Genomic DNA, 21672 nt, shown 5'->3' on the forward strand with positions numbered 1-21672 from the left:
GAAAAGCACATGCGCGACTACGTGGAAATCGGTCTTGGCCGCGAGGCCCGCAGGGCCTACGACTTGGGCGACATCTCGATCGTGCCGAAGCGGCGTACCCGTTCCTCCAAGGACGTGGACACCAGCTGGCATATCGACGCCTACACCTTCGACATCCCGTTCGCCTCCCACCCGACCGATGCGCTGGCCAGCCCCGAGTTCGTCATTGAGATGGGCAAGCAGGGCGGCCTCGGCGTGATCGACGCCGAGGGGCTTTGGGGCCGCCACGCGGACCTCGAGGGGGCGGTGAAGAAGGTCGTGGATTCCTGCGAAGATGCCTGGGGCATCGATTCGCAGGAGAAGTACCAGGAGTTCGTCGACTCCGGCGAGCGTTCCGTGCGTACTCTGCAGGAACTGCACGCCGCACCACTGGATCGCGACTTACTCTCCGAGCGCATCGCCCAGGTGCGCGACTCTGGCGTGACCGTCGCGGTGCGCGTGAGCCCGCAAAACGCGCGCGAACTCGCGCCCGTGGTGATCGCCGCCGGCGCAGAGATCCTGTTCATCCAGGGCTCCATCATCTCCGCGGAGCATGTGCAGCAGGGCGGCGAGCCGCTGAACTTGAAGGAATTCGTCGGCTCCCTCGACGTGCCGGTGATCGCGGGTGGGGTATACGACTACTCCACGGCGACGCACCTGATGCGCTCGGGCGTGGCCGGCGTGATCGTGGGCTCCGGCCACACCAGCACTGTGGTGCGGGTACCCACCGCCACCGCCATCGCGGACGTGGCCGCCGCGCGCCGTGACTACCTGGATGAAACCGGCGGGCGCTACGTCCACGTGCTCGCCGATACGGCCATCTACGAGTCCGGCGAGATCGCCGCGGCCATCGCCTGCGGTGCGGATGCGGTCATGCTCGGCCGCTCCCTCGCGCAGGCCAGTGAGGCCGCTGGGGGCGGGGCGTACTGGGAGGCGCAGACCGCGCACCCGCGCTTCCCGCGCGGCGATGTGCGCAAGGAGCCGGGCGCGAGCGCGTCCTCGTCGCTGGAGACGGTGCTCTTCGGCCCGTCCAGCGATCCGTGGGGCAGCCTCAACGTCGTCGGAGGTCTGAAGAGGATCATGGCGAAGTGTGGTTATACTGACGTTAAAGCCTTTCAAAAAGCCGATTTGGCAATCCGTAGTTAAGAAAAATGGACGAGTACGCGTATGCCTAGCCGAGTAACCATTCTTCGCGATGCACCCGAGGGTGCCTCCCACGAAGTTGATGTCAACGACATCTTCTTTTCGGTCACTGACGCGAAGGGAGTGATGACCCACGTCAACGACGTGTTCATCCGCTACGCCCAGTACGACGCGGACGAGATGATTGGCAAGCCACACAACCTCATCCGCCACGATGAGATGCCGGGTGGCGCGTTCAAGATGATGTGGGACACCATCGAGGACGGCCGTCCCTTCGCCGGGTACGTGCGCAACCGGGCGAAGAGCGGCTCGGCGTACGACGTGCTCGCCACGGTCACCCCGCTGCCCAACGGCGGCTACCTGTCCGTGCGCACCCGCCCGATGACGGAGCGCTTCGAAGCCGCAGGAAAGCTCTACCAGGAAGCCAACGTGGTCGAGCACGAAGCGAAGGCGAACGGCGTGGGACGCCGCGAACGCGCCGTCATGGGCGCGGAAAAGATCAGCGAGCTGCTGCCGGACTACGACGCGTTTATCCGCGAAAGCCTGCCGGAGGAGGTGCAGGCACTCGAGGACGCAGGCTTTACGCTGCCGGAGGGCTCCGGCGAGATCTATGACGCTGCGAACGCGCTCTACGGCCAGCTCGACCAGTTCATGGTCGTGCAGACCGCCATCAAGGACGCGGCGGATGAGCTGCGTAAGGCCTCTGCGACGCTAGTGGAGGAAAACGCCGTCACCAACAACGTGAAAGCGGAGATGGAAAACGTGGTCACCGAGGGCGCGTCGCGCACCTTGCTGCTCGCGCCGCTGCAGGTGTGGGCGACCATGCGTGGCATCATCGACGAAAACGCATCCTCCCTGGCCGAGGTGGCGGAGGAGCTCTACGCCAAGACCGCCAACGCCCGCATGGCGATTGCGCTGGCTCGTCTGCACACCGCTCAGACCGCGCAGTTTTCCACGGAGCAGGGTGCGCAGGAATCCATGCAGCTGCTGGTGGACGCGCTCGAGGTGGACGTGCGCCAGATGGATGACGCTGTATTCTTGCACTCCTCGTTCCGTCGCCGCGTGGAGCTGAAGGTCAACTCGATTGCAGAGCTGACCAAGATTCCGCTGGAGATGATCCGCCGCTGGTCCCAGAACACCAACGACTCCACCATGGGCGCGGAGGTCGCGCCGCTGGTGGAGCAGGTGAATAAGGCGATGGAGGCGGCTGACGCGTCTATCGCCCAGCTGCAGCGCTCTGCCGAGAAGCTGGCCCAGGCGCCGTCGACGGACGAGGTCCGTGCCGCCCTGGATCGCCTCAGCACGGCAGTGAAGTAAGCCTTTCAGCTCCCGCTTTCCGCGGCGGTGGTGCCACTTCGGCGCCGCCGCCGCGGTTGTGTTTTTGTCCAACAGCGCCTGCCGCGTGGATTTCACGGGTGATCGACTACGATCTAGCCCTGTGAATACTCCGCAAACTCGCCCTGTCCTTGTCCTTGATTTCGGTGCGCAGTACGCGCAGCTGATCGCCCGCCGCGTGCGCGAGGCGAACGTGTTTTCCGAGGTGGTTCCGTCCACCATCACCGCCGCTGAGGTCCGCGAGAAAGACCCGCAGGCGCTGATCCTCTCCGGCGGCCCGTCGTCGGTGTACGCGGAGGGCGCGCCGCAGCTCGATTCGGAGATTTTCGAGCTGGGTCTGCCCATCTTGGGCATCTGCTACGGCTTCCAGATCATGACCCGTGCGCTTGGCGGCGAGGTGGCCGAGACCGGCGCCCGCGAGTACGGCCGCACGCAGATGCGTGTCGACGGCGGCATTCTGCACGCCGGCCTCGACGCCGAGCACCCGGTGTGGATGTCCCACGGCGACTCGGTGACCCGCGCCCCGGAGGGCTTCGAGGTCACCGCGTCCACCCCGGGCGCGCCGGTGGCGGCGTTTGAGAACGCCGAGCGCAAGCTCGCCGGTGTGCAGTACCACCCGGAGGTCATGCACTCGCCGCACGGCCAGGAGGTGCTCACCCGCTTCCTCACCGACATTGCTGGCCTGGAGCAGAACTGGACTGCTTCCAACATCGCCGAGCAGCTGATCGCGGACGTGCGCGAGCAGGTCGGCGAGGGCCGCGCCATCTGCGCTCTGTCCGGCGGCGTGGATTCCGCCGTGGCGGCGGCGCTGGTGCAGCGCGCCATCGGCGACCGTCTGACTTGCGTGTTCGTGGATCACGGCCTGCTGCGCCAGGGGGAGCGCGAGCAGGTGGAGAAGGACTTCGTCGCAGCAACCGGCGCGAAGCTGGTCACCGTGGACGAGCGCGAGGCGTTTTTGAACAAGTTGGCCGGCGTGACCGAGCCGGAGGCGAAGCGCAAGGCCATCGGCGCGGAGTTCATCCGCTCCTTCGAACGAGCGGTCGCCGGCGTGCTGCAGGGCGAAGACGTGCAGTTCCTCGTCCAAGGCACGCTGTACCCGGACGTGGTGGAGTCCGGCGGCGGCACCGGCACCGCCAACATCAAGAGCCACCACAACGTCGGCGGCCTGCCGGACGACGTGGAGTTTGAGCTGGTCGAGCCGCTGCGTCTGCTGTTCAAGGACGAGGTCCGCGCGGTGGGCCGCGAGCTGGGCCTGCCCGAGGCGATTGTGAACCGCCAGCCGTTCCCGGGCCCGGGCCTGGGCATCCGCATCATCGGCGAGGTGACGCAGGAGCGTTTGGAGACCTTGCGCGCCGCCGACGCGATCGCCCGCGAGGAGCTGACCAACGCTGGCCTGGACGAGCAGATCTGGCAGTGCCCGGTCGTGCTGCTTGCCGACGTGCGTTCCGTGGGTGTGCAGGGCGACGGCCGCACCTACGGCCACCCGATCGTGCTGCGCCCGGTCGCGTCCGAAGACGCCATGACCGCAGACTGGGTGCGCATTCCTTATGACACGCTCGAGGTCATCTCCACCCGCATCACCAACGAGGTCGCCGACATCAACCGCGTGGTGCTGGACGTCACCTCCAAGCCGCCAGCCACCATCGAGTGGGAGTAAGTCGACTACCTTCGCCCTCTCCTGAGCGGGCGTAGTACGCGGACACGGATCCGACGCGCTGCGAAACGTTTAGCGTGAGCAGGGCGCTGTCCGCGTCCGCGTTTTGCCGTTCTGTGGGGCAGGCAGTCTCGCCGACGGTGACCTCGCAGTGCACGTCGACTGGAACGTCGCGCGGCAGGATCACGTCCACTTTGCCGATGCCGTTTTCGATGTTGACCGTCGCGGGCTCGCGCAGCGGTTCGAGCTCCGACAGGTCGATGGTGCTTTCGCCCACAAATCCGTTGAGGTCCGGCATCGCGGCGATGTCGTACACGGTGACGTGCGTGCTGCCGAAGCTCCCGTAATCGACGGTGCGCAGGCCGCTGGAAAACTTTAGGGCCATCAGCGCAAGCGCTGAAAGCCCGAGTGCGGCTGGGATCCAGAGCCAGTTGCGCTTCTTCGGCTGCTGCTGCGCGGGCTCCGCCGGGTCCGGCAGGTGCCCCAGGTCGGGCGCGACACCAAGCGGGTCCCACGCGGGTGCTCGCCGGCCTGGGTGTTCGTGGCCTTCGGGGGCGGTCAGGTGCGAGGTGTCCACTACGGCGGTGTTGCTTGCCGGTGCCTCATCAGGCCCGCCCACGAGCAACCCCGCCGGCGGCTCGGGCTGGCGCTGGTGCAGGAAGAACCAGCCGAGTGCGAAGAGAATGAACGTGACCAGCACAGCCCGCATATCGCTGGCGACAGAAGCGGACGGGAAGAACAGGAACAGCCCGAGCAGCAGCAGCCAGCCGGTGTCGCGGTCTTTCTTCTCCACCTTGTCCAGCTGCTGTTTCGGGGTGATGATGGTGGCCCAGGGGCTGCGGGTGAGTCCGAACCGGGGCATGTTGATCCAACACAGCAAGTACAGGAAAAAGCCGCCGCCAAACGCGAGCGTGAGCACGACGAAGACGACGCGGATGAACGTCGGGTCGATCTGGTAGCGGGCACCGATGCCTTCACAGACGCCGCCGACGACCGCTTTGCCGCCTTGATCCTCCGGGATGCGGGGCGGGCGGGTAGCCCACATCTGCGAGAATGTGTGTTTTTCCATGGCTCTATCCTCTCGCGGGTGCACCGGGCGCGGTATCGGGAACGACCCTGATTTTTCGTTTCAGGGTTTTCCCTGATGTGCCCGAAAGCTTGCCCGTGCAACGATGGGGAGCATGTCTGCGCTGTATCCCCGACTGACCCGGGACCGTTCCCGCCGCGTCGTGGCCGGTGTGGCTTCCGGCGTGGCCGGCCACCTCGGGGTGGAGGAGAAGTGGGTGCGCCTGTTTTTCGTCGCGGCCAGCTTCGCAGGTGGGTTCGGCGCGCTGCTCTACGCCGGTTTGTGGATGTTCGCGCCGCTCGATAACGGTGTCGCGCCGCGCCAACGCCCGGGGGCTTTGGACTTCGCGCTGGTGGTACTCGGTTTCGTGGGCACGCTCGCGGCGCTGCAGCTGTCTTCGGGTGTGGGCGCCACGGTGGTGTTCGTGCTCGGAGTGCTCATTGTCGGCGCGGTGGTCGCGCTGCAGGCTTACGACCGCGGCACCGGGTCGTGGGGCAACATCGCTGCGTTGACCTTAGGCGCGCTGCTGGTCATGTCCGGGGTGCTTGCGGTGGCGCTTTTGGGTGAAAGCGCGGGGGTTGGCGGCGTTGTGCTCTCGGTGCTGATCACAGTGGTCGGCGTGGCAGTACTCGTGGTGCCGCTGATTGCCAAGCTGGCCAATTCGCTGGTCGCGGAGCGCGAGGCGAAAGCTGTGGCGGACCAGCGCGCAGAGATCGCCGCGCACCTGCACGATTCGGTGCTGCAGACTCTCGCGCTGATGCAGAAGAAGGCGGGCGATGCAGAGGAGGTCGCCCGCCTCGCGCGCGCTCAGGAGCGTGAGCTTCGGGCCTGGCTGTTCAGAGACTCCGTGCCCAACCACACCACCACATTCGCCGCCCTGCGCAAGGCCGCCGGTGAGGTAGAGGATGCCTTTCGCGTGGTCATCTCGCCGGTCACGGTGGGAGAGGACCTCCCGTTCGACGAACGCACCGAGGCAATCGTGCTCGCGGCGCGTGAGGCGATGGTCAACGCCGCCAAGCATGCGGGCGTGGACACGGTCGACGTCTACGCCGAGCACCTCGAAGGAAGGCTCGAGGTCTTTGTGCGCGACCGGGGCGCAGGCTTCGACCCGGACAATATTCCGGCTGACCGGCACGGGGTACGTGACTCCATCATCGCGCGCGTTGAGCGTGTGGGAGGGCGGGCGAACCTGTGGACGTCGATAGGCAATGGCTCTGAAGTAGAACTAGCGTTGAACCTATGACGAGCGTGTTTTTGGTCGACGACCACTCCGTGTTCCGCGCCGGGGTGAAAGCGGAGCTGTCCGCTGCGGGCAGCGGACAGGTAGAGGTTGTCGGTGAGGCAGGCACCGTCGCCGAGGCGGTGCGGGGGATCGAGCGCACACGCCCGGATGTGGTGCTTCTGGATGTGCATATGCCCGACGGCGGCGGACTCGCTGTGCTCAAACGCGCGCCGGGCCCGGCGTATCTGGCGCTGAGTGTCTCCGATGCCGCCGAGGACGTCATCGCGCTCATCCGTGCCGGTGCGCGCGGGTATGTGACCAAGAACATCGCAGGCGCCGAACTTGCTGAGGCGATTGGGCGGGTGCGCGGCGGGGACGCGTACTTCTCGCCGCGGCTAGCCGGGTTCGTCCTCGACGCATTCGCCTCCGGGCCGGTGGTGGAGGAGGACGACCCGGCAGCGGATTCGTTGACCCGCCGCGAACTCGAGGTGCTGCGGCTGCTCGCGCGCGGCTACACGTACAAGGAGATCGCCGAGCGGCTGTTCATCTCTGTCAAAACGGTAGAGACGCACGCGTCGAATATCCTGCGCAAGACGCAGACCTCCAACCGCCACCAGCTCACCAGGTGGGCGGTGGCGCGGGACCTGGGCTAGAGCACACCAGCCTGGGTGAGCAGCGAGCGGGCCGTCTTGTCGCTTTCCTGGAGCATGAGCGGATCAGTGCCGGGCATGGGGGAGATGGTGGTGTCGGCCCATTGCTTGCCGGTGGGGATGCCCACGATGTGCAGGCGATCGTCGGTGGAATACGGCGCAACGGACGAGGTGTTTACTCACCCGCACCACGACGTCACCCGCGAGCTCATCAACGTCATCCCCGGCACCGTGTTCCGGGCCCGACAGTGCGGGTGTATCGGGCGCCGAGCGCGCCGCGGCGTTCTACACCGACCTGCTCGCCGACGAGGACGAATCGCTCGTGGCGGTGGTCGAGGACGCGGTGCGCGCAGGTGTGTCCGCGGGCCCCTACGCGGGAGGCGACTTTGTCACCTTCGGCGAGGGCGCCCTGGCCGCGGCTTTCGACTTCGCGCACCTGCTCACTTTCCACCCGAAGGACGCCTCGCCCGCGGCGATCGGGCATCTGCAAAGCGCCGGTTACAACGAGGACGCGATTGTCTCGCTCGGCCAGCTGATCGCCTTTGTGGCGTTCCAGCTGCGCGTTGTGCACGGTGTGTGCGTGCTGAGAGGACACCCGGAGGTGCCGGAGGGCGCGGAGCGGCGAGCCGGTGCCGCTGACCCAGGCTGGGCACCTGTGCCTGCCACCCTGCAGCCCCAGGTGGTGGCGCCCGGGAAGTTTGTGGCGCACCCGCTGGGCTGGAAGCCGTGGGTGGCGCCGCTGGAGAAGGGCGAGCTGACCGACGCCCACCTCGACGCCCTGATCAAGCCCGAGCGCGCCGACATGGAGTACTTCCGCCTGCTCGCGCGCGACCCGCAGGCGCTGAAAGCCCGCACGCTGACGGACCTGGACATCTTCTACAACACCGAAGGTGGGCTGGGCCGAGCCGAGCGCGAACTCGCCGCCACGGTGGTCTCGCGCCTCAACGGCTGCGAGTACTGCGCGTCCGTGCACCAGGCGCGCTCCAAGGAAGAGGGAGGCGACGCGGAAGCGATCCAACGGCTGCTGGACCAAGGCGTTACCGCCGACCTCGACTCGCAGCTGTGGAACGCGATCCGCGACGCCGCGGTGGCGCTGACCTGCACCCCGTTCGAGTTCGGCCCCCAACACGTGGACGCGCTGCGGGCCGAGGGGCTGGACGATCTTGCGGTGCTGGACGTGATTAACTCTTCCGCGTTCTTCAACTGGGCGAACCGGCTTATGCTCACCCTCGGCGAGCCGGACGTGCCGAAACGCTACCGCTAGCTGGTTAGCGGTAGACCAGATCGTCGCCGTTGGTGCCTGCCGGCGGCTCCGGGGTGCGCGCGTAGGTGAAGAACCAGACGAAGAAGAACGCGGCGAAGCTGAGCAGTGTGCCGCGCAGATCCGCCGCTTGGCCGGCCGCGGGCAAGAAGATAATCAGGCCGAGCAGCAGCCACCAGCCGGGCTTGCGCTCTTCAATCTCGTGCGGGGTCAGCTGCTCTTTCGGGGTGACAATCGCCTTGGCTGGTGTGATGTTCATCCCCACGCGCGGCATGAAAAACCAGCACAGCAGGTAGGCGAAGATGCCGCCGCCGAACACGAGGCTGAGAATCACAAACGCGATGCGCACGGCAACCGGGTCGACGTTGTAGCGCTGGCCGAATCCGGTGCAGACTCCGGCGATCACGGCGCGCCCGCCCTCGTCTTTCGGGATGCGGTGCGGGCGGGTGTCCCACATGTGCTTGAGTGAAGTTGAAGATCCTTGAGTCATGCGCGCCATTATCCGTATCTCCGCCGGACTTCGCAGCAGCGGTTTCGAGGATGGTGGGGCTGCGTGAAGGGCCTTTGCAGTAGCTCGAAAGCTACTAGAAAGCTACTCGAAAGGGAATGTTTCTAGGTTGAGCTGCGAAAACTCGTCTACTAGAAAGCCTTTCGAGTAGCTTTACGCGTACGCGAGGCGCCGCGAACCATCCACGTGCGGGTACAGCACCCAGGCCGCCGCGGCCGCCACTACACCTACAACCCATGCGCCCACCGCTGGCCAACCGGCCAGTGGCGCGAGCATCAGGAGCAGCCACCACAGCATCAGGGGGAGCACCATGCCTATCGACGGCACCCTGGCCACGTTGTGCTCCTCCGCGAATGCCCGGATCTGCTTGCGGTAGGGGTGCAGCAACGTGACGGCTACGGCGGCGATGACGCACAGGATCGCCACGGCCGCTTTCACCCCCAGCGGCGCCTGCGAGACCATCACGCCGACGGACCCACCGACGCCGGCAGAGCCCAGTGTCCGAACGAAGGTCGGGGTGGGGATCGGCGTGACGCGGTTGCGGACCTCTGCTGCGCTGATCGGGATCATGCGGAGCAGTGTATCGGTCCGGTCCTGTGTAGCTTTGTAACGCATCGAAGTGCGCCTGCGTGCGAAAGCGTGTTCGACCAGGAACCTTGCCTGTGTCGCACCCGGGGTGCATACTCGTCCCCGTGAGTGGAACACCTATTCGAGCTGCGTCGGCAGCGGCGGCGGACCTGGCGGTTGTGGATGAACCGCCAGCTCAGCCGTCGCGCGCCGACCAGATTGCCGAGCTGCGCGCCCGCATGGCCGCCATCGGTGGGGAGGTTCCGCAGCAGGTCGTCGAGGACACGGAAACTCTGGTGGTGAAAGGTGGCCTTTCGCTCGTGCTGCCGAACGCGGGCCTACCGCGCCGGGCGGTCACGCACGTCAGCGACACCCCGGCGCTGATCGTGGAGCTGATCGGGCAGGTGGTCGCAGCCGGCGGGCGCGCAGGCGTGGTGGGATGGCCGGAGCTGTCGTATGCCGGCATCGAACAGGACGCGCTGGAGCGGGTGGTGGCGGTGCCGGATGCGGGCCTGGACGACTTAAGCGTGGCGGGCGTGCTCGCCGAGGGGCTCGACCTGGTTGTTATGCGCACCCGCAGCCCCTTGCAGCTCACACCGGTGCGCGCGCGTCCTTTGCTCGCGCGGATCCGTAAGGGCCAGGCCGCGCTGGTGTGTGTGAACGTGCATGTGCCTTCGCCTGCGCTGACTGTCACAGGCCAGCTGGCGGACTTCCACGGCATCGGCCGGGGCACAGGCCGCATCACCGGCATCGATTTCGACGTGCGCGCGGAGACGAAAGGCTACCGGCCAGCGAGCGCGCGGGTGACGTTGGGGGTTGCTGAGGCCACAGGCGGCGCTGGCTCGCAGAAGCGAAGGCTGCGGGCTGTCACATGAGGGCGGCGGCGCTGTGGTTTCCGGACTGGCCGGTGCAGGCAGCGCGGCTGGAATCGGGCGACGAATTGCAAGAACCGATCGCGATTGCGGCGCAGCACCGGATCAAGGTGTGCTCGCACGCCGCACGCCAGGTGGGCATCCGTCGCGGGATGCGGGTGCGCAACGCTCAGGCGGTCGCGCCGGAGCTGACGGTCATCGACGACAACCCGGACCGCGACGGGCGCATGTTCGCCTCGCTGGCCGCCAGCTTCGACGAGGTCGCCGCGAGCGTGGAGGTTGTGCGCCCCGGGCTCGTGGTGGTGGATATGGAGGCTGCCGCGCGCTTCCACGGCAGTGAGGGCAAAGCGCTGGAGATGCTTATCGACGCCGCTTCGCGCCGCGGCATCGACGCCATGGCAGGCGCCGCCGACGAGATCGCCACCGCGCTGATCGCCGCGCGCGCCTCCCAGGTGGTGGCGCCGGGCGGATCGGCGGCGTTTTTGGCCGCGCAGCCGCTGCGGGTGCTGGTGGCGGAAGACTCGCTCGCCGCGGATGCGGACACGGTCAAGGCGCTGGGGCAGCTGGGCATTTCCACGCTCGGTGAGCTGGCAACACTGCCGCCGAACGCAGTGACCACCCGCTTCGGGGCAAAGGGGATGCGCATCCACCGCATCGCCTCTGCTGCGCCGGACCGCCGGGTTGCCCCGGAGCTGCCGGTGGAAGACCTCGCCGTGGCAATCACCCCTGAGGACCCCATCGAACGGGTGGACGCGGCTGCGTTCGCCGCGCGCTCGCTGGCCGCCAGCCTGCACGGACGGCTCAAGGAGACGGGCCGCAACTGCCTGCGCCTGAAGGTGGTGGCAGAACTTTCCGACGGCGCCCGCGTCGAACGTGTCTGGCGCACCCGCGAGCCGCTCACCGAGGCGGCCACGGCGGACCGGGTGCGTTGGCAGCTCGATGGGTGGCTGACCTCCCTCCGCTCCGCCTCGGGAGGCCAGGGCGGTCAGGATGATCAAGATGAGCAGGGCGGCATCACCAGCCTCATCCTCGAGCCGCTCGAATTCGCCCCGCCCGAACCGGTCGGCGAACTGTGGGCCGACGGCGCGTCCACAGACACCGCACGCCGCGTGGTGGAGCGCGTCCAGTCCCAGCTCGGCATCGACGCGGTGGTGCAGCCGCGCCTGGTCGGCGGGAGAGGAGTGGCCGAGCGGGTGGCGATGGTGCCGTTTGGGGAGGAACCGGAGGACGTCGTAAAGCAATCGTGGCCCGGGGCGATCCCCGCGCCCCTGCCCGCGCGCCTCGGAGGGGGCATCGACCACCCCGCCTCGCGCATCATGCTTATCGACGCCTCCGGTGCCCCCGTCATCGTCACCGCCGAAGCCCTGCTCAACGCCGAACCCTACGGCCTGGCCTGGGGCGAGAAACGCTACCTGGTCACCGGGTGGGCGGGGCCGTGGCCCGTGGACGCGGACTGGTGGACGCAGACCGAACTGCCCGCCGGCAGGGTTGCGCGCATGCAAGTGGTGGGCCGCGAAGGCGGGGAAGACGGGGCTGTCACCGGCTGGCTGCTGGTGTGGAGCAGGCGCAGCTGGCGCGTGGAGGCGGTGTACTAGGTGCTAGTTACTTCTGCGCTGCTCCTGCTGCGCAGCTACTGCTGCACGATGTCGACGACAACACGCTTCGGGTTATCCAGCACCTGCACGGAGTACGGCAGCTCGGAGCGCAGCCCCACCACGATCTGGCTGCGGCCCTCGTAGGTGCCGGCGCTGATCACGTCGATGACGTTGCCGGTATCGCCCGCCATCTTGACCGGCACGTTGTTGTCCTTGCCCAGCTCAAAGGGATAGACGGTGCCGTCGACGTTGATGTTGAGGAAGCTGTTGCCGGCCACGTGTAGCGGGCGGCCCACCGTTTCCTGCATCGGGGTGGAGGTGTAGTCGATGAACCAGCCTGGCTCGCCCTCGCCCTCCAGGTCCACCACCACGCGGTCGAACCCCTCGTGGGCGCCCACACGCACGCCAACGACGGCGAGCTGTGCGGGTTCCGACGGTCGCTGCGTCTTTGGCGCCGGGTCGGCGGTGCCCAGCGGCTGCGCCTGCGTGGACGGCGCGGAGATGCTGCCCGCCAGCGTTTTTCCGGCGTCGTCGCCGGCGACGCCGCAGGCGCTGCAAGCGACAGCGGCCGCCACGCACGCGCCCGCGAGCGTCACGCGGGAGAGACCAGAATTTTTGAGCACCAAGCCACCGTAGCCAGCAGCCGGGGGAGATCAAAAAGGAAAAGGGGGATAATGCAAAGGGTTACACAACCGTTACATCGTGCGGCTGCGTCCAGGAGGGGTATTTCAGCTTAGGGCACACTTAGCTATGGTGGGTGACATGCAAGAACAGCCCTGCTCCGACATGCAAGTTGAACCGCTGCCGGGGACCGCGAAACCCGGCTCTGTGTACGTGCTCTTCGAGTGGCCGCACGCCTGGCCGCGCGACGTGATGGGCGATGCCGCGCTCGGTGAGGAACTCACCGCGAAGCTGGCCCCCATGCTCGAGGCGCACGACGCGACGCTGCTGTTGATCCGCCACCCGACGCGCGAGGGCCGCAACATCAGCGACCACCACCTCTATCTCGTCTTCGCCGACGAGGCCGTCACCGAGGTGATGCACGTGGACGGGCCCGAAGCGCTGCTCGAGCTCGATCTGACCGGGCCGGGACGCAACGGCGCAAAGGAACGTGACCGCCCGCTGTTGCTGATCTGCACCCACGGCAAACGCGACCGCTGCTGCGCAGTCAAGGGCCGCCCCCTGCTCAACGCGATACACGAGCGCCACCCCTTCGGCCCGGGCAACGACGTGGTGTGGGAGACCTCCCACATCAAGGGCCACCGTTTCGCAGCCACCATGCTGCTCATGCCGTGGGCGTACAGCTTCGGGCGCATGAACGTTGAGGCCACAGAAGCAATGCTCGCTGACGCCGCCGAGGGCCGCTACTTCGTCCCCGGTAACCGCGGCCGCGGCACCCTCAGGCCGAAAGAACAAGTGGCGGAACTCGCCGTCGCCGCCGAGGTGCCGGGCGCGCGCTACGGGCAGTTCGCGGTCGCCGCGGCGGAGGAAGGAACAGTCTCGGTCACCGACACCGCATCCGGCACGGAATACGAGGTGGAACTGGAGCAGCGCGCCGTTACCGGCGTGGTGGACTCGTGCGGGAAGGCCCCGAAGGAAAGCTCAGCCTGGGTCGCTGTGTCCGTCACGCCTGCAAGTCCGGGGGCGTAGGTACTGCCGCGAAGTAGGAGGTTCGCGCGCGGCGGGCTCCCCGCAGATCCGGTGACACCGTCGCGGGCGTATAGCGACGGATCCTGCCTGCTATATGGCGCGGCCGCAATTGGAAATGATTGTCAATATCAACTGGGAAAACGCTGGCGCCGGGACAGCGTCGTATAGCAGCGCCGGCCCGGCCGCTATACCACTCGGTGCGAGGGGCTACAGGTACCCGCCGAGGACCTCCGACACGGAGCCGATGACGCGGTCGGTGGCCTCGCGCACCTGCACGGGGGAGTGGTGGAAGCTGTGCGAGACATCCGCGATCGCGTGCATGGGCAGATCGTTCCAGGAATCGCCGAACGTGTAGAGCTCGATGGTGGAGCGGGGGATGCGGAGCTCGTCGAAAAGCTGCACAAGCCCCGCGCCCTTGGAGCGGCCCGGGGCCATCAGATCGATGTAGTCCTGGTTCTGTGCGACCTCGACGGTGCCGAGAGACGACGCCCAAGCGACAACCTCTGCGCGCAGCTCGGCGTCACCCGGTACCCAGATGGGCACGACGGCGAAGCGGTGGTCTGGAATGTCGTCCGGGCGCATCTTTTGGAAATGGGCGGTGAAGTCGTGCGTGTGCCCCGTGTTGTTGGCGAACACGCCGTCAACGTGGCCCAGGGTGGTGCCGAAGATGGCCAAGCCGTCGCGGGAACCGAAGGCGTCGAGCGTTTGGCGCACCACCTCGCCTGAAACCTCGTGGCCGAAGATGAGCTCGCGGTTCGCGCCGTCTGTGGCGGAACCGCCGTTGGACAGCACCTGGTAGTCGAACGCCAACTTGCTGCCGCGCATGCCGTGCGCGAGCGCGGTGCGGGAGCGGCCGGTGGCGGAAATGGCAAGATGCCCGGCGCTGCGCCAGGCATCTATCGCGGCGATGTCCTCCTCGCGGAACCCGTGGGGAGGGTGGTGGAGAGTGCCATCGAAGTCGAACGCCGCAACCTTCATGGCACCTCAACTTACCGGCGCATGACCTTCTTGGACAGCCAGTTGCCCAGGAACTGCGCCAGCTGCACGATGACCACGATGACCAGCACCGCGGCCCAGGTGACCTGGGGCTCGAACGAGCGGTAGCCGTACACGATGGCGAAGTCGCCCACGCCGCCGCCGCCGATGTAGCCGGCCATGGCGGACATGTCGATCACCGCGATGAAGATGAAGGTGTAGCCCAAAATCAGCGGGCCGAGCGCCTCCGGCAGGATCACCGAATTGATGATCTTCAACGGGCTCGCGCCCATGGAGCGGGCGGCCTCGATCACGCCCGGGTCAATGGCCACCAGGTTCTGCTCCACAATGCGGGCCACAGTGAACGTGGCGGAAAAGCACATCACGAACGTGGCGGCGCCACGGCCGATGGTGGTGCCCACCACCTGCAGGGTCAGCGGGTAGAGCATCGCGATCATGATGATGAACGGGATGGGGCGGAAGAAGTTCACCGCCACGTTGATGATGGTGTAGACCACCTTGTTCTGCAGGATGCCACCCGGGCGGGTGGTGTAGAGGAAGATGCCCAAAAGCAGGCCGAAGAAGCCGCCGATGACCATGGTGATAGCAACCATCCACATGGTGTCGCCGATGGCTTCGATGAAGGTGGGGCCGAGGGTGTCCCAATTCGGCTCCGCCAGCACGTACTCGGTTACGCCAGCGTTCAACGGGGTCATCGGGTGATCTCCTCAATCTCGGTGCTCTGCTGGAGCGTGGACAAAAACTCGTTGATGGCGGCGTCGTCGCCGTTGAGGCGCACGGTCATCCTGCCGAAGGAACGCTCCTGCAGCGTGGTGATGCCGGCGTGCACCGGCTCTACCGACACACCGCGCTTGCGGGCGGCTTCGGCCGCGCCGAAGAAGCCCGAGTCCTCTGTCAGATCCACGGTGAACAATCGGCCCGGGGCGGCCAAAAGCTCGCGCGCCTCCACCTCGTCCGGGCGGTTGCGCAGGCTGGTGGCGGCGAAACGCTGTGCCACGGAGGTCTGCGGGTGGGCGAACACGTCGTAGACGCTGCCGTACTCCACCACGCGGCCGTCTTCCATCACGGCAACCTTGTCGGCGATGGAACGGATGACGTCCATCTCGTGGGTGATCACCACGATGGTGATGCCGAGCTCCTCGTTGACGCGGCGCAGCACGCCGAGCACCTCGTGGGTGGTTTCGGGGTCCAGGGCGGACGTGGCTTCGTCGGCAAGCAGAAGCGACGGGTTGGTCGCCAGCGCACGGGCGATGCCCACGCGCTGCTTCTGGCCGCCGGAGAGCTGCTCCGGGTAGTTCTCGCCGCGCTCGCCCAGGCCCACGAAGTCGAGCAGCTCCGCCACGCGGCGCTTGCGCTCTTTTTTGTCCACGCCGGCGAGCTTGAGCGGGTACTCGATGTTGCCAGCGGCGGTGCGGGAGGAAAAGAGGTTGAACTGCTGGAAGATCATGCCCACGTTGCGGCGGATCTCGCGCAGTTTGCGCTCGGGCATGCCAACCACGTCGGTCTCGTCGAGAAACAGCTGCCCCGAGGTGGGCGTATCCAGGCCGTTGATGAGGCGGACAAGCGTGGACTTGCCAGCACCCGAATAGCCGATCACGCCGAGGATCTCGCCCGACTCGACGGTCAATGTAACGTCGTCGACGGCTGTGACCTCGCGGTCTTTGGTTTGGAAGACCTTGGATACGTTCCGGAACTCAATCCGGGTGCCGGTATGTTCCATCTACTTGTACTCCTCCACAAGGCGGTCGAGGATCTCGTTGAGCTCCTCCTTCGAACGCTGGACCTGCACGGCGGTGCCGTTGGAGTCCTCGTCAAGCGCGGCGGTGACCTCCGGCGACTGCCAGACGTCCACCAGCTTGGCGTAGGTCTCGTTGTCCAGGTCCTCACCGGAGACGGTGAAGACGTTGATGTACGGCTCTGCCAACTCAGAGTTCGGGTCGTCCGCGGCCACGGAGGAGGCCGGGTCGATCGCCGCGCGGGCCAGCCAGTTGTTGTTGATCACAGCCGGGCGGCCCTCGTTGTAGGCGTTCGGCGTCTGGGAGGCGTCCACCGCCACGACCTCGACCTTGGAGGCGTCCTTGTCAATGTCGGCCGGGGTCGGGGTCAGCTTGGAGGCGCCGTCGCGCAGCTGCAGCAGGCCGGCCTGAACCAGCACGTTGATGGCGCGACCCTGGTTAGACGGGTCGTTGGGGATTGCTACCTCGGTGCCTTCGATGCCGTCGAGCGAGTCGTGGTCCTTCCAGTACAGGCCCAGGATGTTGATCTCGCCGGAGCCGATGATGCGCAGGTCCTTGCCGGAGGTGGCGTTGTACTGGGCCTGGTAGTTGATGGTCTGGAACTTCGAGATCTCAATCTGGCCCTCGGACTGCGCCGGGTTGACCTGCGGGTACTCGGTGAAGCGCACGATGTCGAGGTCGATGCCGGCCTTCTGCGCCTCGTCGGCGAACACGCTCCACGCCTTCTGGTCGGCGTCCGTGGTGCCGATTTTCACGGTGACCTTGTCGCCGTCGCTTGACGACGTCGATTCCGTCTCAGACGAGCAGGCCACTAGCCCCGTGGCTGCGATGAGGGAAGCCGCTGCCGCGGCGATAACGCGCTTGGTGCGCATGTGCGTGCTCCTTTCTCTGTAGCTGTCGGTTACTTCTTGTCCTGGAGGCGATCCAGGATGTCGTTGAGCTCAGCCTTGTCGCGGTAGACCGGCACGGAGGTACCCTTCGAGTCCTTCGCTGCTGCCTCGGCGACCTCCGGGGTCTGCCACAGCTCGACCAGCTTGTTCAGGGTCTCGTCGTCGATGTCTTCTGCGCGGGCGGCGAAGACGTTGATGTACGGCTCGGCCTCCTTGGACTCCGGGTCGTCCTCGAAGATGGACAGGCTCGGCTCGATACCAGCGCGGTCCAACCAGGTGTTGTTGATGATCGCCGGCTTGCCCTCGTTGTAGGCGGACGGGGTCTGGGACGCGTCGACCGGGGTGACGGTGACCTTGGAGGCGTCCTTGTCAATGTCGGCCGGGGTCGGGGCGAGCTCGTCTGCGACGCTGCCCTTCAGGGTGAGCAGACCGGCCTGGACCAGCACGTTGATGGCGCGGCCCTGGTTGGACGGGTCGTTCGGGATTGCCACGGACTGGCCGTCGATGCCCTCGATGGAGTCGTGGTCCTTCCAGAACAGTGCCAGCGGCACGATCTCGGTGGAGCCGACCACGCGCAGGTCGTTGTTGGAAGCCTTGTTGTATTCCGCGAGGTACTTGATGTGCTGGAACTTGTTCACGTCCAGCTCGCCCTGCGCGAGTGCTTCGTTGACGGGGGAGTAGTCCGAGAAGGAGACGATGTCCAGGGTGATGCCGTTGTCGGCGGCGAGGTCTTTGAATACGCGCCAGGCTTCCTGGTCGGCCTCGGTCGTGCCGATCTTGACGGTGGCGTTTTCGCCGTCCTTGGCGGTGGTTTCTGCGGAGTCGGTGGACTCGTTGGAGCAGGCGACCAAGCCGGTGGTGGCCAGGGCAGCCGCGGCAACGGTTGCGAGGGTGCGCTTGATACGCATGGGGTCTCCTTGATGTCGGGAATGTATGACGGGTCAGAATCTAGCACTCGATATACCGCTTAGTCTATTTTCTTCGGAAATTATTTACTGAGCTGTCTGTTCGCTGTGCTTCATCTGCGGTCGGGTGGGCGGTTTGGTGCCGCCATAGGCGCTGTCTTGGCCACCCTTTGGTGGACTAGAACGCAGTTTCGAACCGTGCTAGCGTTTCCGCTATGAGATTCAACGGGGGAGCGCCGCTGTCGTGGTCGCGGCTGGAGCGCATTCTCTCCGGCCGGCCTGGCCCGGAACCGGTGCCGGTGGGGCACACGGGCACCCCGGCCGGCGCCGCGTACGGCGCGGCTTCCGACGCGCCGTACGCGGCGCCGCCGCGCGAGCGGGGCGTTGCGACGGTGCCGTTTGCGGAGTTGCACGCCGTAAGTTCGTACAGCTTCCTCGGTGGGGCGAGTGAACCGGAGGACCTCGTCGCTAGGGCGGTTGAGCTGGGTCTTAGCGCTGTCGGGCTGCTGGATCGGGACGGGTTCTACGGTGTGGTGAAGTTTGCTGAAGCCGCAGCGGCGGCCGGATTGGCCACAGTCTTCGGGGCGGAGCTGACCTTGGGCGAGAAGGTGCTGCCCGTTATTGCCCGCGGTCCCGAGGGGTACAAGCTGCTGTCGCACCTGATGGCGGATGCGCACATGGCCACGCGCGAAAAAGACAAGGTGGCCTACCCGCCGCTGGAGCTGATCGGCGACCAGCTCGGCGGCACCTGCGTCGTACTCGCCGGGTGGCGGTGGGCGGGAGAAATCGATCACCTTATCGACTCCTTCGGTGAGCCCAACGTCGTGCGCGAGTACGAGGTATCCATGACCCCGGAAGACGCCGACCGGCACGCGCTGCTGGACCGGCACGAGCACCTGCCTGCCATCGTCAGCGCAGCCCCGGCCGCCGCCACCCGCGACCATGCCCGGCTGGCCGCGGCGAAACGGGCGCTGGTCAGGCGCGAGTCGCTCGCCCAGGCGCACGGGGACCTGCATCCGATGGGGGCGAACTGGCTGCGCTCCGGCGAACAGCTCGCACGCATGCTGCCCGGCTGCGAGCCGAAGCTGGCCTACAGCGTCGAGCTTGCTCAAGCCTGCGCGTTCACCCTCGACCTGGTGGCGCCGGAACTGCCGCGCTACCCCACGCCTGGCGGGCGCAGCGAGATGGACCACCTGCGGGGGCTCACCCTGGCGAGTGCGGAGGTGAGGTATGCGGGGAGGGGGCCGGAGGTGCGTCGCAAAGCAATGGCCCAGATCCGCTACGAGCTGGAGGTAATTGAAGAGCTCAACTTCCCCGGCTACTTCCTCATCATCTACGACCTGGTGGATTTCTGCGGGCGCGAAAACATCATGTGCCAGGGGCGCGGCAGCGCGGCGAACTCGGCGGTGTGCTTCGCGCTCGGGATCACAAACGTCGAGCCGATCGAGGCGGGACTGTTGTTCGAGCGTTTCTTATCGCCCGACCGCGACGGCCCGCCCGATATCGATCTCGACATCGAATCCGGCCGGCGCGAAGAGGTCATCCAGTACGTCTACGCCACCTACGGGCGGGACAACGCTGCGCAGGTGGCCAACGTGATCACGTACCGGACCAAAGGCGCGGTGCGCGATGCGGCGCGGGCGCTCGGGTTCGCCCAGGGCGCCGCCGACAGCTGGTCGAAGGGGCTGACAGACCCGCCGGAGGCCGTGGTGAAACTCGCCGCCCAGTTCAAAGGGCAGCCGCGCCACCTGGGCATCCACTCCGGCGGCATGGTCATCTGCGACCGCCCCATCGCCGACGTGGTGCCGGTGGAGTGGGCGCGCATGGAAAACCGCTCGGTGGTGCAGTGGGACAAAGACGACTGCGCCTCCGCCGGCCTGGTCAAGTTCGACCTGCTGGGGCTCGGCATGCTCGAAGCGCTGCACCACATGGTGGACCTGGTGGAGGAGACCACCGGCCGCACGGTGCACTTGTGGGAGCTGCCCCTCGACGATGCGGACGTCTACGACATGCTCTGCCGCGCCGATTCCGTCGGCGTGTTCCAGGTGGAGTCGCGCGCGCAAATGGGCACCCTGCCCAGGTTGAAGCCGCGCCGGTTTTTCGACCTCGTGGTGGAAGTCGCTTTGATCCGTCCCGGCCCGATCCAGGGTGGTTCCGTGCACCCGTATTTGCGGCGCCGCGACGGGCTGGAGCCGGTGACCTACGACCACCCGGTGCTCGAGCGCTGCCTGGGCAAGACGCTGGGCATCCCGCTGTTTCAAGAGCAGCTCATGCAGATCTGCGTGGATGCGGCCGGGTTTTCCGGCAGGGAGGCGGATGCTTTACGACGAGCCATGGGCTCCAAACGCTCTCCCGCCAAAATGGCCGCGTTGAAATCCCGCTTCTTCGAAGGGTGCTTACGCACCAACGACATCGGCGAGGAAGTGGCGGAGCGGCTGTGGCAGAAGATCGTGGCGTTTGCCGCCTACGGCTTCCCGGAGTCGCACTCGCAGTCCTTTGCCTCGCTGGTGTACTTCTCCGCGTGGTTTAAGCGCCACTACCCGGCGCAGTTTTGCGTGGGGCTGTTGCGCGCGCAGCCGATGGGGTTTTACTCCCCGCAGTCGTTGATCCAGGACGCGCGCCGCCACGGGGTGGAAGTGCTGCCGGTGTCCGTGAACGAGTCCGGCTGCGAGGCGCGGTGCGTGGATTCCGCCACGATCCGGGTGGGGCTGAACCTGGTGCGCGGACTCGGCGCGGCAGCGGCGCGGCGCGTGGAGGAAGCGGCGCCGTTTGCGGATATCGCGGACCTGTCGCGCCGGGCGGATTTGTCCGTGGACCATGTGGAGGCGCTGGCCCGCGCGGGCGCGTTGGACTGCTTCGGGGTCACGCGCCGCCAGGCGCTGTGGCAGGCGGGCGTGGCCGCCACGGAGCGCGACGGGATGCTGCCGGGACTGTCTGCCGTGACGGCGCCGCCGCTGCCGGGCATGAACCCGTTTGAGCTGATGGCCGCCGACGTCGCGGCCACCGGTGTGACCCCGGGTCTGATGCCGGTGGAGATGGTGCGCGCAGCGTTGTCGGAGCAGGGCGTGGTGCCCGCGTCCGAGCTGCTGCACGGGGTCGAAGACGGCACCCGCGTGCGCGTCGCCGGGGTGATCACGCACCGCCAGCACCCGCAAACCGCAGGCGGGGTGACCTTTTTAGGCATGGAGGACGAAACCGGCCTGATCAACGTGGTCATCTCCGTCGGGTTGTGGAACAAGCAGCGCGTGCTGGCCCGCACCGCCAAAGCGCTGGTTGTGCGCGGGATCGTGCAAAACGCCTCCGGGGCGGTGTCCGTGGTGGCGGACCGGTTGGAGCCGCTGGCGATGGGCGAGCTGCTCTCGCGCGGGTCCCGGGATTTTCGGTGAGGGGGTCCGGCTGCGGGATGTGTACCGGGGCGGGATGCTTACTCATGGATGCTTACTCAGGCAGGATGCTTACTCCTGGATGCTTACTCTTCGAAACGGCCCCTGCGCTGTCTGGCACGGCTCTCGACGTGCAAGCATCCTGGAGTAAGCATCTGGGACGGGTAAGCACCCTGGGGTAAGCATCTGCAGCCGGAGCCGCGCCAGACCAGGCTGGTAGC

At 66.8% G+C, this 21672-nt stretch carries 20 protein-coding genes; 10 read left to right on the forward strand and 10 right to left on the reverse strand.

What is annotated here, in order from left to right:
- Positions 1-9 precede the first annotated feature (9 nt).
- The 3 genes from CFOUR_RS02060 (at position 10) to guaA (ending at position 4153) form a co-directional block, all read left to right on the forward strand.
- Positions 10-1164: a GuaB3 family IMP dehydrogenase-related protein gene (locus CFOUR_RS02060; protein WP_085957658.1), complete on the forward strand. Its 1155-nt coding sequence runs from the start codon at positions 10-12 to the stop codon at positions 1162-1164.
- A 21-nt stretch (positions 1165-1185) separates the two neighbouring features.
- The gene (locus tag CFOUR_RS02065) at positions 1186-2478 is read left to right on the forward strand and encodes a PAS domain-containing protein (protein WP_085957659.1); all 1293 of its coding nucleotides are present in this window, start codon (positions 1186-1188) and stop codon (positions 2476-2478) included.
- 121 nt (positions 2479-2599) lie between these two features.
- Entirely contained in the window at positions 2600-4153 is a 1554-nt protein-coding gene (gene guaA / locus CFOUR_RS02070) for a glutamine-hydrolyzing GMP synthase (protein WP_085957660.1), read from the forward strand.
- Here guaA and CFOUR_RS02075 read toward each other — a convergent pair.
- Positions 4116-5219 carry a PspC domain-containing protein gene (locus CFOUR_RS02075; protein WP_085957661.1) on the reverse strand — a complete coding sequence of 368 codons (1104 nt, stop codon included), beginning with the start codon at positions 5217-5219 and terminating at the stop codon, positions 4116-4118. The genes guaA and CFOUR_RS02075 overlap by 38 nt on opposite strands.
- Positions 5220-5331: 112 nt before the next feature.
- On the opposite strand from CFOUR_RS02075, the gene CFOUR_RS02080 reads away from it, so the two are divergent.
- Together CFOUR_RS02080 and CFOUR_RS02085 are read left to right on the forward strand one after the other, a co-directional pair.
- Complete coding sequence (locus tag CFOUR_RS02080; protein ID WP_101706385.1) at positions 5332-6459, forward strand: ATP-binding protein; 1128 nt, start codon at positions 5332-5334, stop codon at positions 6457-6459.
- Entirely contained in the window at positions 6456-7091 is a 636-nt protein-coding gene (locus tag CFOUR_RS02085; RefSeq protein ID WP_085957663.1) for a LuxR C-terminal-related transcriptional regulator, read from the forward strand. Before CFOUR_RS02080 ends, CFOUR_RS02085 begins: the two co-directional genes overlap by 4 nt.
- Here the strand turns inward: CFOUR_RS02085 and CFOUR_RS02090 are convergent.
- On the reverse strand, positions 7088-7216 hold the full coding sequence (locus tag CFOUR_RS02090) for a hypothetical protein (RefSeq protein WP_268989752.1): 129 nt from the start codon (positions 7214-7216) through the stop codon (positions 7088-7090). The two genes, CFOUR_RS02085 and CFOUR_RS02090, sit on opposite strands and share 4 nt — an antisense overlap.
- Before the next feature lie 167 nt (positions 7217-7383).
- Between CFOUR_RS02090 and CFOUR_RS02095 the strand changes: the two genes are divergently transcribed.
- Complete coding sequence (locus tag CFOUR_RS02095; RefSeq protein ID WP_230471895.1) at positions 7384-8352, forward strand: alkylhydroperoxidase domain protein; 969 nt, start codon at positions 7384-7386, stop codon at positions 8350-8352.
- A gap of 4 nt (positions 8353-8356) precedes the next feature.
- Here CFOUR_RS02095 and CFOUR_RS02100 read toward each other — a convergent pair whose 3' ends face one another.
- Entirely contained in the window at positions 8357-8839 is a 483-nt protein-coding gene (locus CFOUR_RS02100; RefSeq protein WP_179154825.1) for a PspC domain-containing protein, read from the reverse strand.
- Positions 8840-9010: 171 nt separating this feature from the next.
- Entirely contained in the window at positions 9011-9427 is a 417-nt protein-coding gene (locus CFOUR_RS02105) for a hypothetical protein (protein WP_085957666.1), read from the reverse strand.
- A gap of 122 nt (positions 9428-9549) precedes the next feature.
- Here CFOUR_RS02105 and imuA' point away from each other — a divergent pair, with 122 nt between their 5' ends.
- A complete protein-coding gene (gene imuA', locus CFOUR_RS02110; protein WP_230471811.1) occupies positions 9550-10299 on the forward strand; it encodes a DnaE2-dependent mutagenesis accessory factor ImuA' in 750 nt (249 codons plus the stop codon).
- Positions 10296-11891 (forward strand): Y-family DNA polymerase, encoded by a 1596-nt coding sequence (locus CFOUR_RS02115; RefSeq protein WP_290179797.1) that lies wholly within the window; start codon positions 10296-10298, stop codon positions 11889-11891. The genes imuA' and CFOUR_RS02115 overlap by 4 nt, the downstream gene beginning before the upstream one ends.
- A gap of 35 nt (positions 11892-11926) precedes the next feature.
- Here the strand turns inward: CFOUR_RS02115 and CFOUR_RS02120 are convergent, their stop codons facing one another.
- A complete protein-coding gene (locus CFOUR_RS02120) occupies positions 11927-12514 on the reverse strand; it encodes an AMIN-like domain-containing (lipo)protein (RefSeq protein WP_290179798.1) in 588 nt (195 codons plus the stop codon).
- A gap of 139 nt (positions 12515-12653) precedes the next feature.
- Between CFOUR_RS02120 and CFOUR_RS02125 the strand changes: the two genes are divergently transcribed.
- The gene (locus tag CFOUR_RS02125) at positions 12654-13541 is read left to right on the forward strand and encodes a sucrase ferredoxin (protein WP_101706443.1); all 888 of its coding nucleotides are present in this window, start codon (positions 12654-12656) and stop codon (positions 13539-13541) included.
- Between the two features lie 207 nt (positions 13542-13748).
- Here the strand turns inward: CFOUR_RS02125 and CFOUR_RS02130 are convergent, their stop codons facing one another.
- The 5 genes from CFOUR_RS02130 to CFOUR_RS02150 are packed head-to-tail and all read right to left on the reverse strand — an operon-like array spanning position 13749 to position 18071.
- Positions 13749-14519, reverse strand: a complete 771-nt coding sequence (locus tag CFOUR_RS02130) for an HAD hydrolase family protein (protein WP_085957671.1) — start codon at positions 14517-14519, stop codon at positions 13749-13751.
- An 11-nt stretch (positions 14520-14530) separates the two neighbouring features.
- Positions 14531-15232, reverse strand: coding sequence for a methionine ABC transporter permease (locus tag CFOUR_RS02135; RefSeq protein ID WP_085957672.1), 702 nt, complete (start codon positions 15230-15232; stop codon positions 14531-14533).
- The gene (locus tag CFOUR_RS02140; RefSeq protein ID WP_085957673.1) at positions 15229-16257 is read right to left on the reverse strand and encodes a methionine ABC transporter ATP-binding protein; all 1029 of its coding nucleotides are present in this window, start codon (positions 16255-16257) and stop codon (positions 15229-15231) included. The genes CFOUR_RS02135 and CFOUR_RS02140 overlap by 4 nt, the downstream gene beginning before the upstream one ends.
- A complete protein-coding gene (locus tag CFOUR_RS02145) occupies positions 16258-17145 on the reverse strand; it encodes a MetQ/NlpA family ABC transporter substrate-binding protein (protein WP_085957674.1) in 888 nt (295 codons plus the stop codon).
- Between the two features lie 29 nt (positions 17146-17174).
- On the reverse strand, positions 17175-18071 hold the full coding sequence (locus CFOUR_RS02150; RefSeq protein ID WP_085957675.1) for a MetQ/NlpA family ABC transporter substrate-binding protein: 897 nt from the start codon (positions 18069-18071) through the stop codon (positions 17175-17177).
- 212 nt (positions 18072-18283) lie between these two features.
- Here CFOUR_RS02150 and CFOUR_RS02155 point away from each other — a divergent pair, with 212 nt between their 5' ends.
- Complete coding sequence (locus tag CFOUR_RS02155; protein ID WP_290179804.1) at positions 18284-21454, forward strand: error-prone DNA polymerase; 3171 nt, start codon at positions 18284-18286, stop codon at positions 21452-21454.
- The last annotated feature ends 218 nt before the right edge of the window (positions 21455-21672 follow it).

The sequence above is a fragment of the Corynebacterium fournieri genome (assembly GCF_030408775.1).
Taxonomy (GTDB): domain Bacteria; phylum Actinomycetota; class Actinomycetes; order Mycobacteriales; family Mycobacteriaceae; genus Corynebacterium; species Corynebacterium fournieri.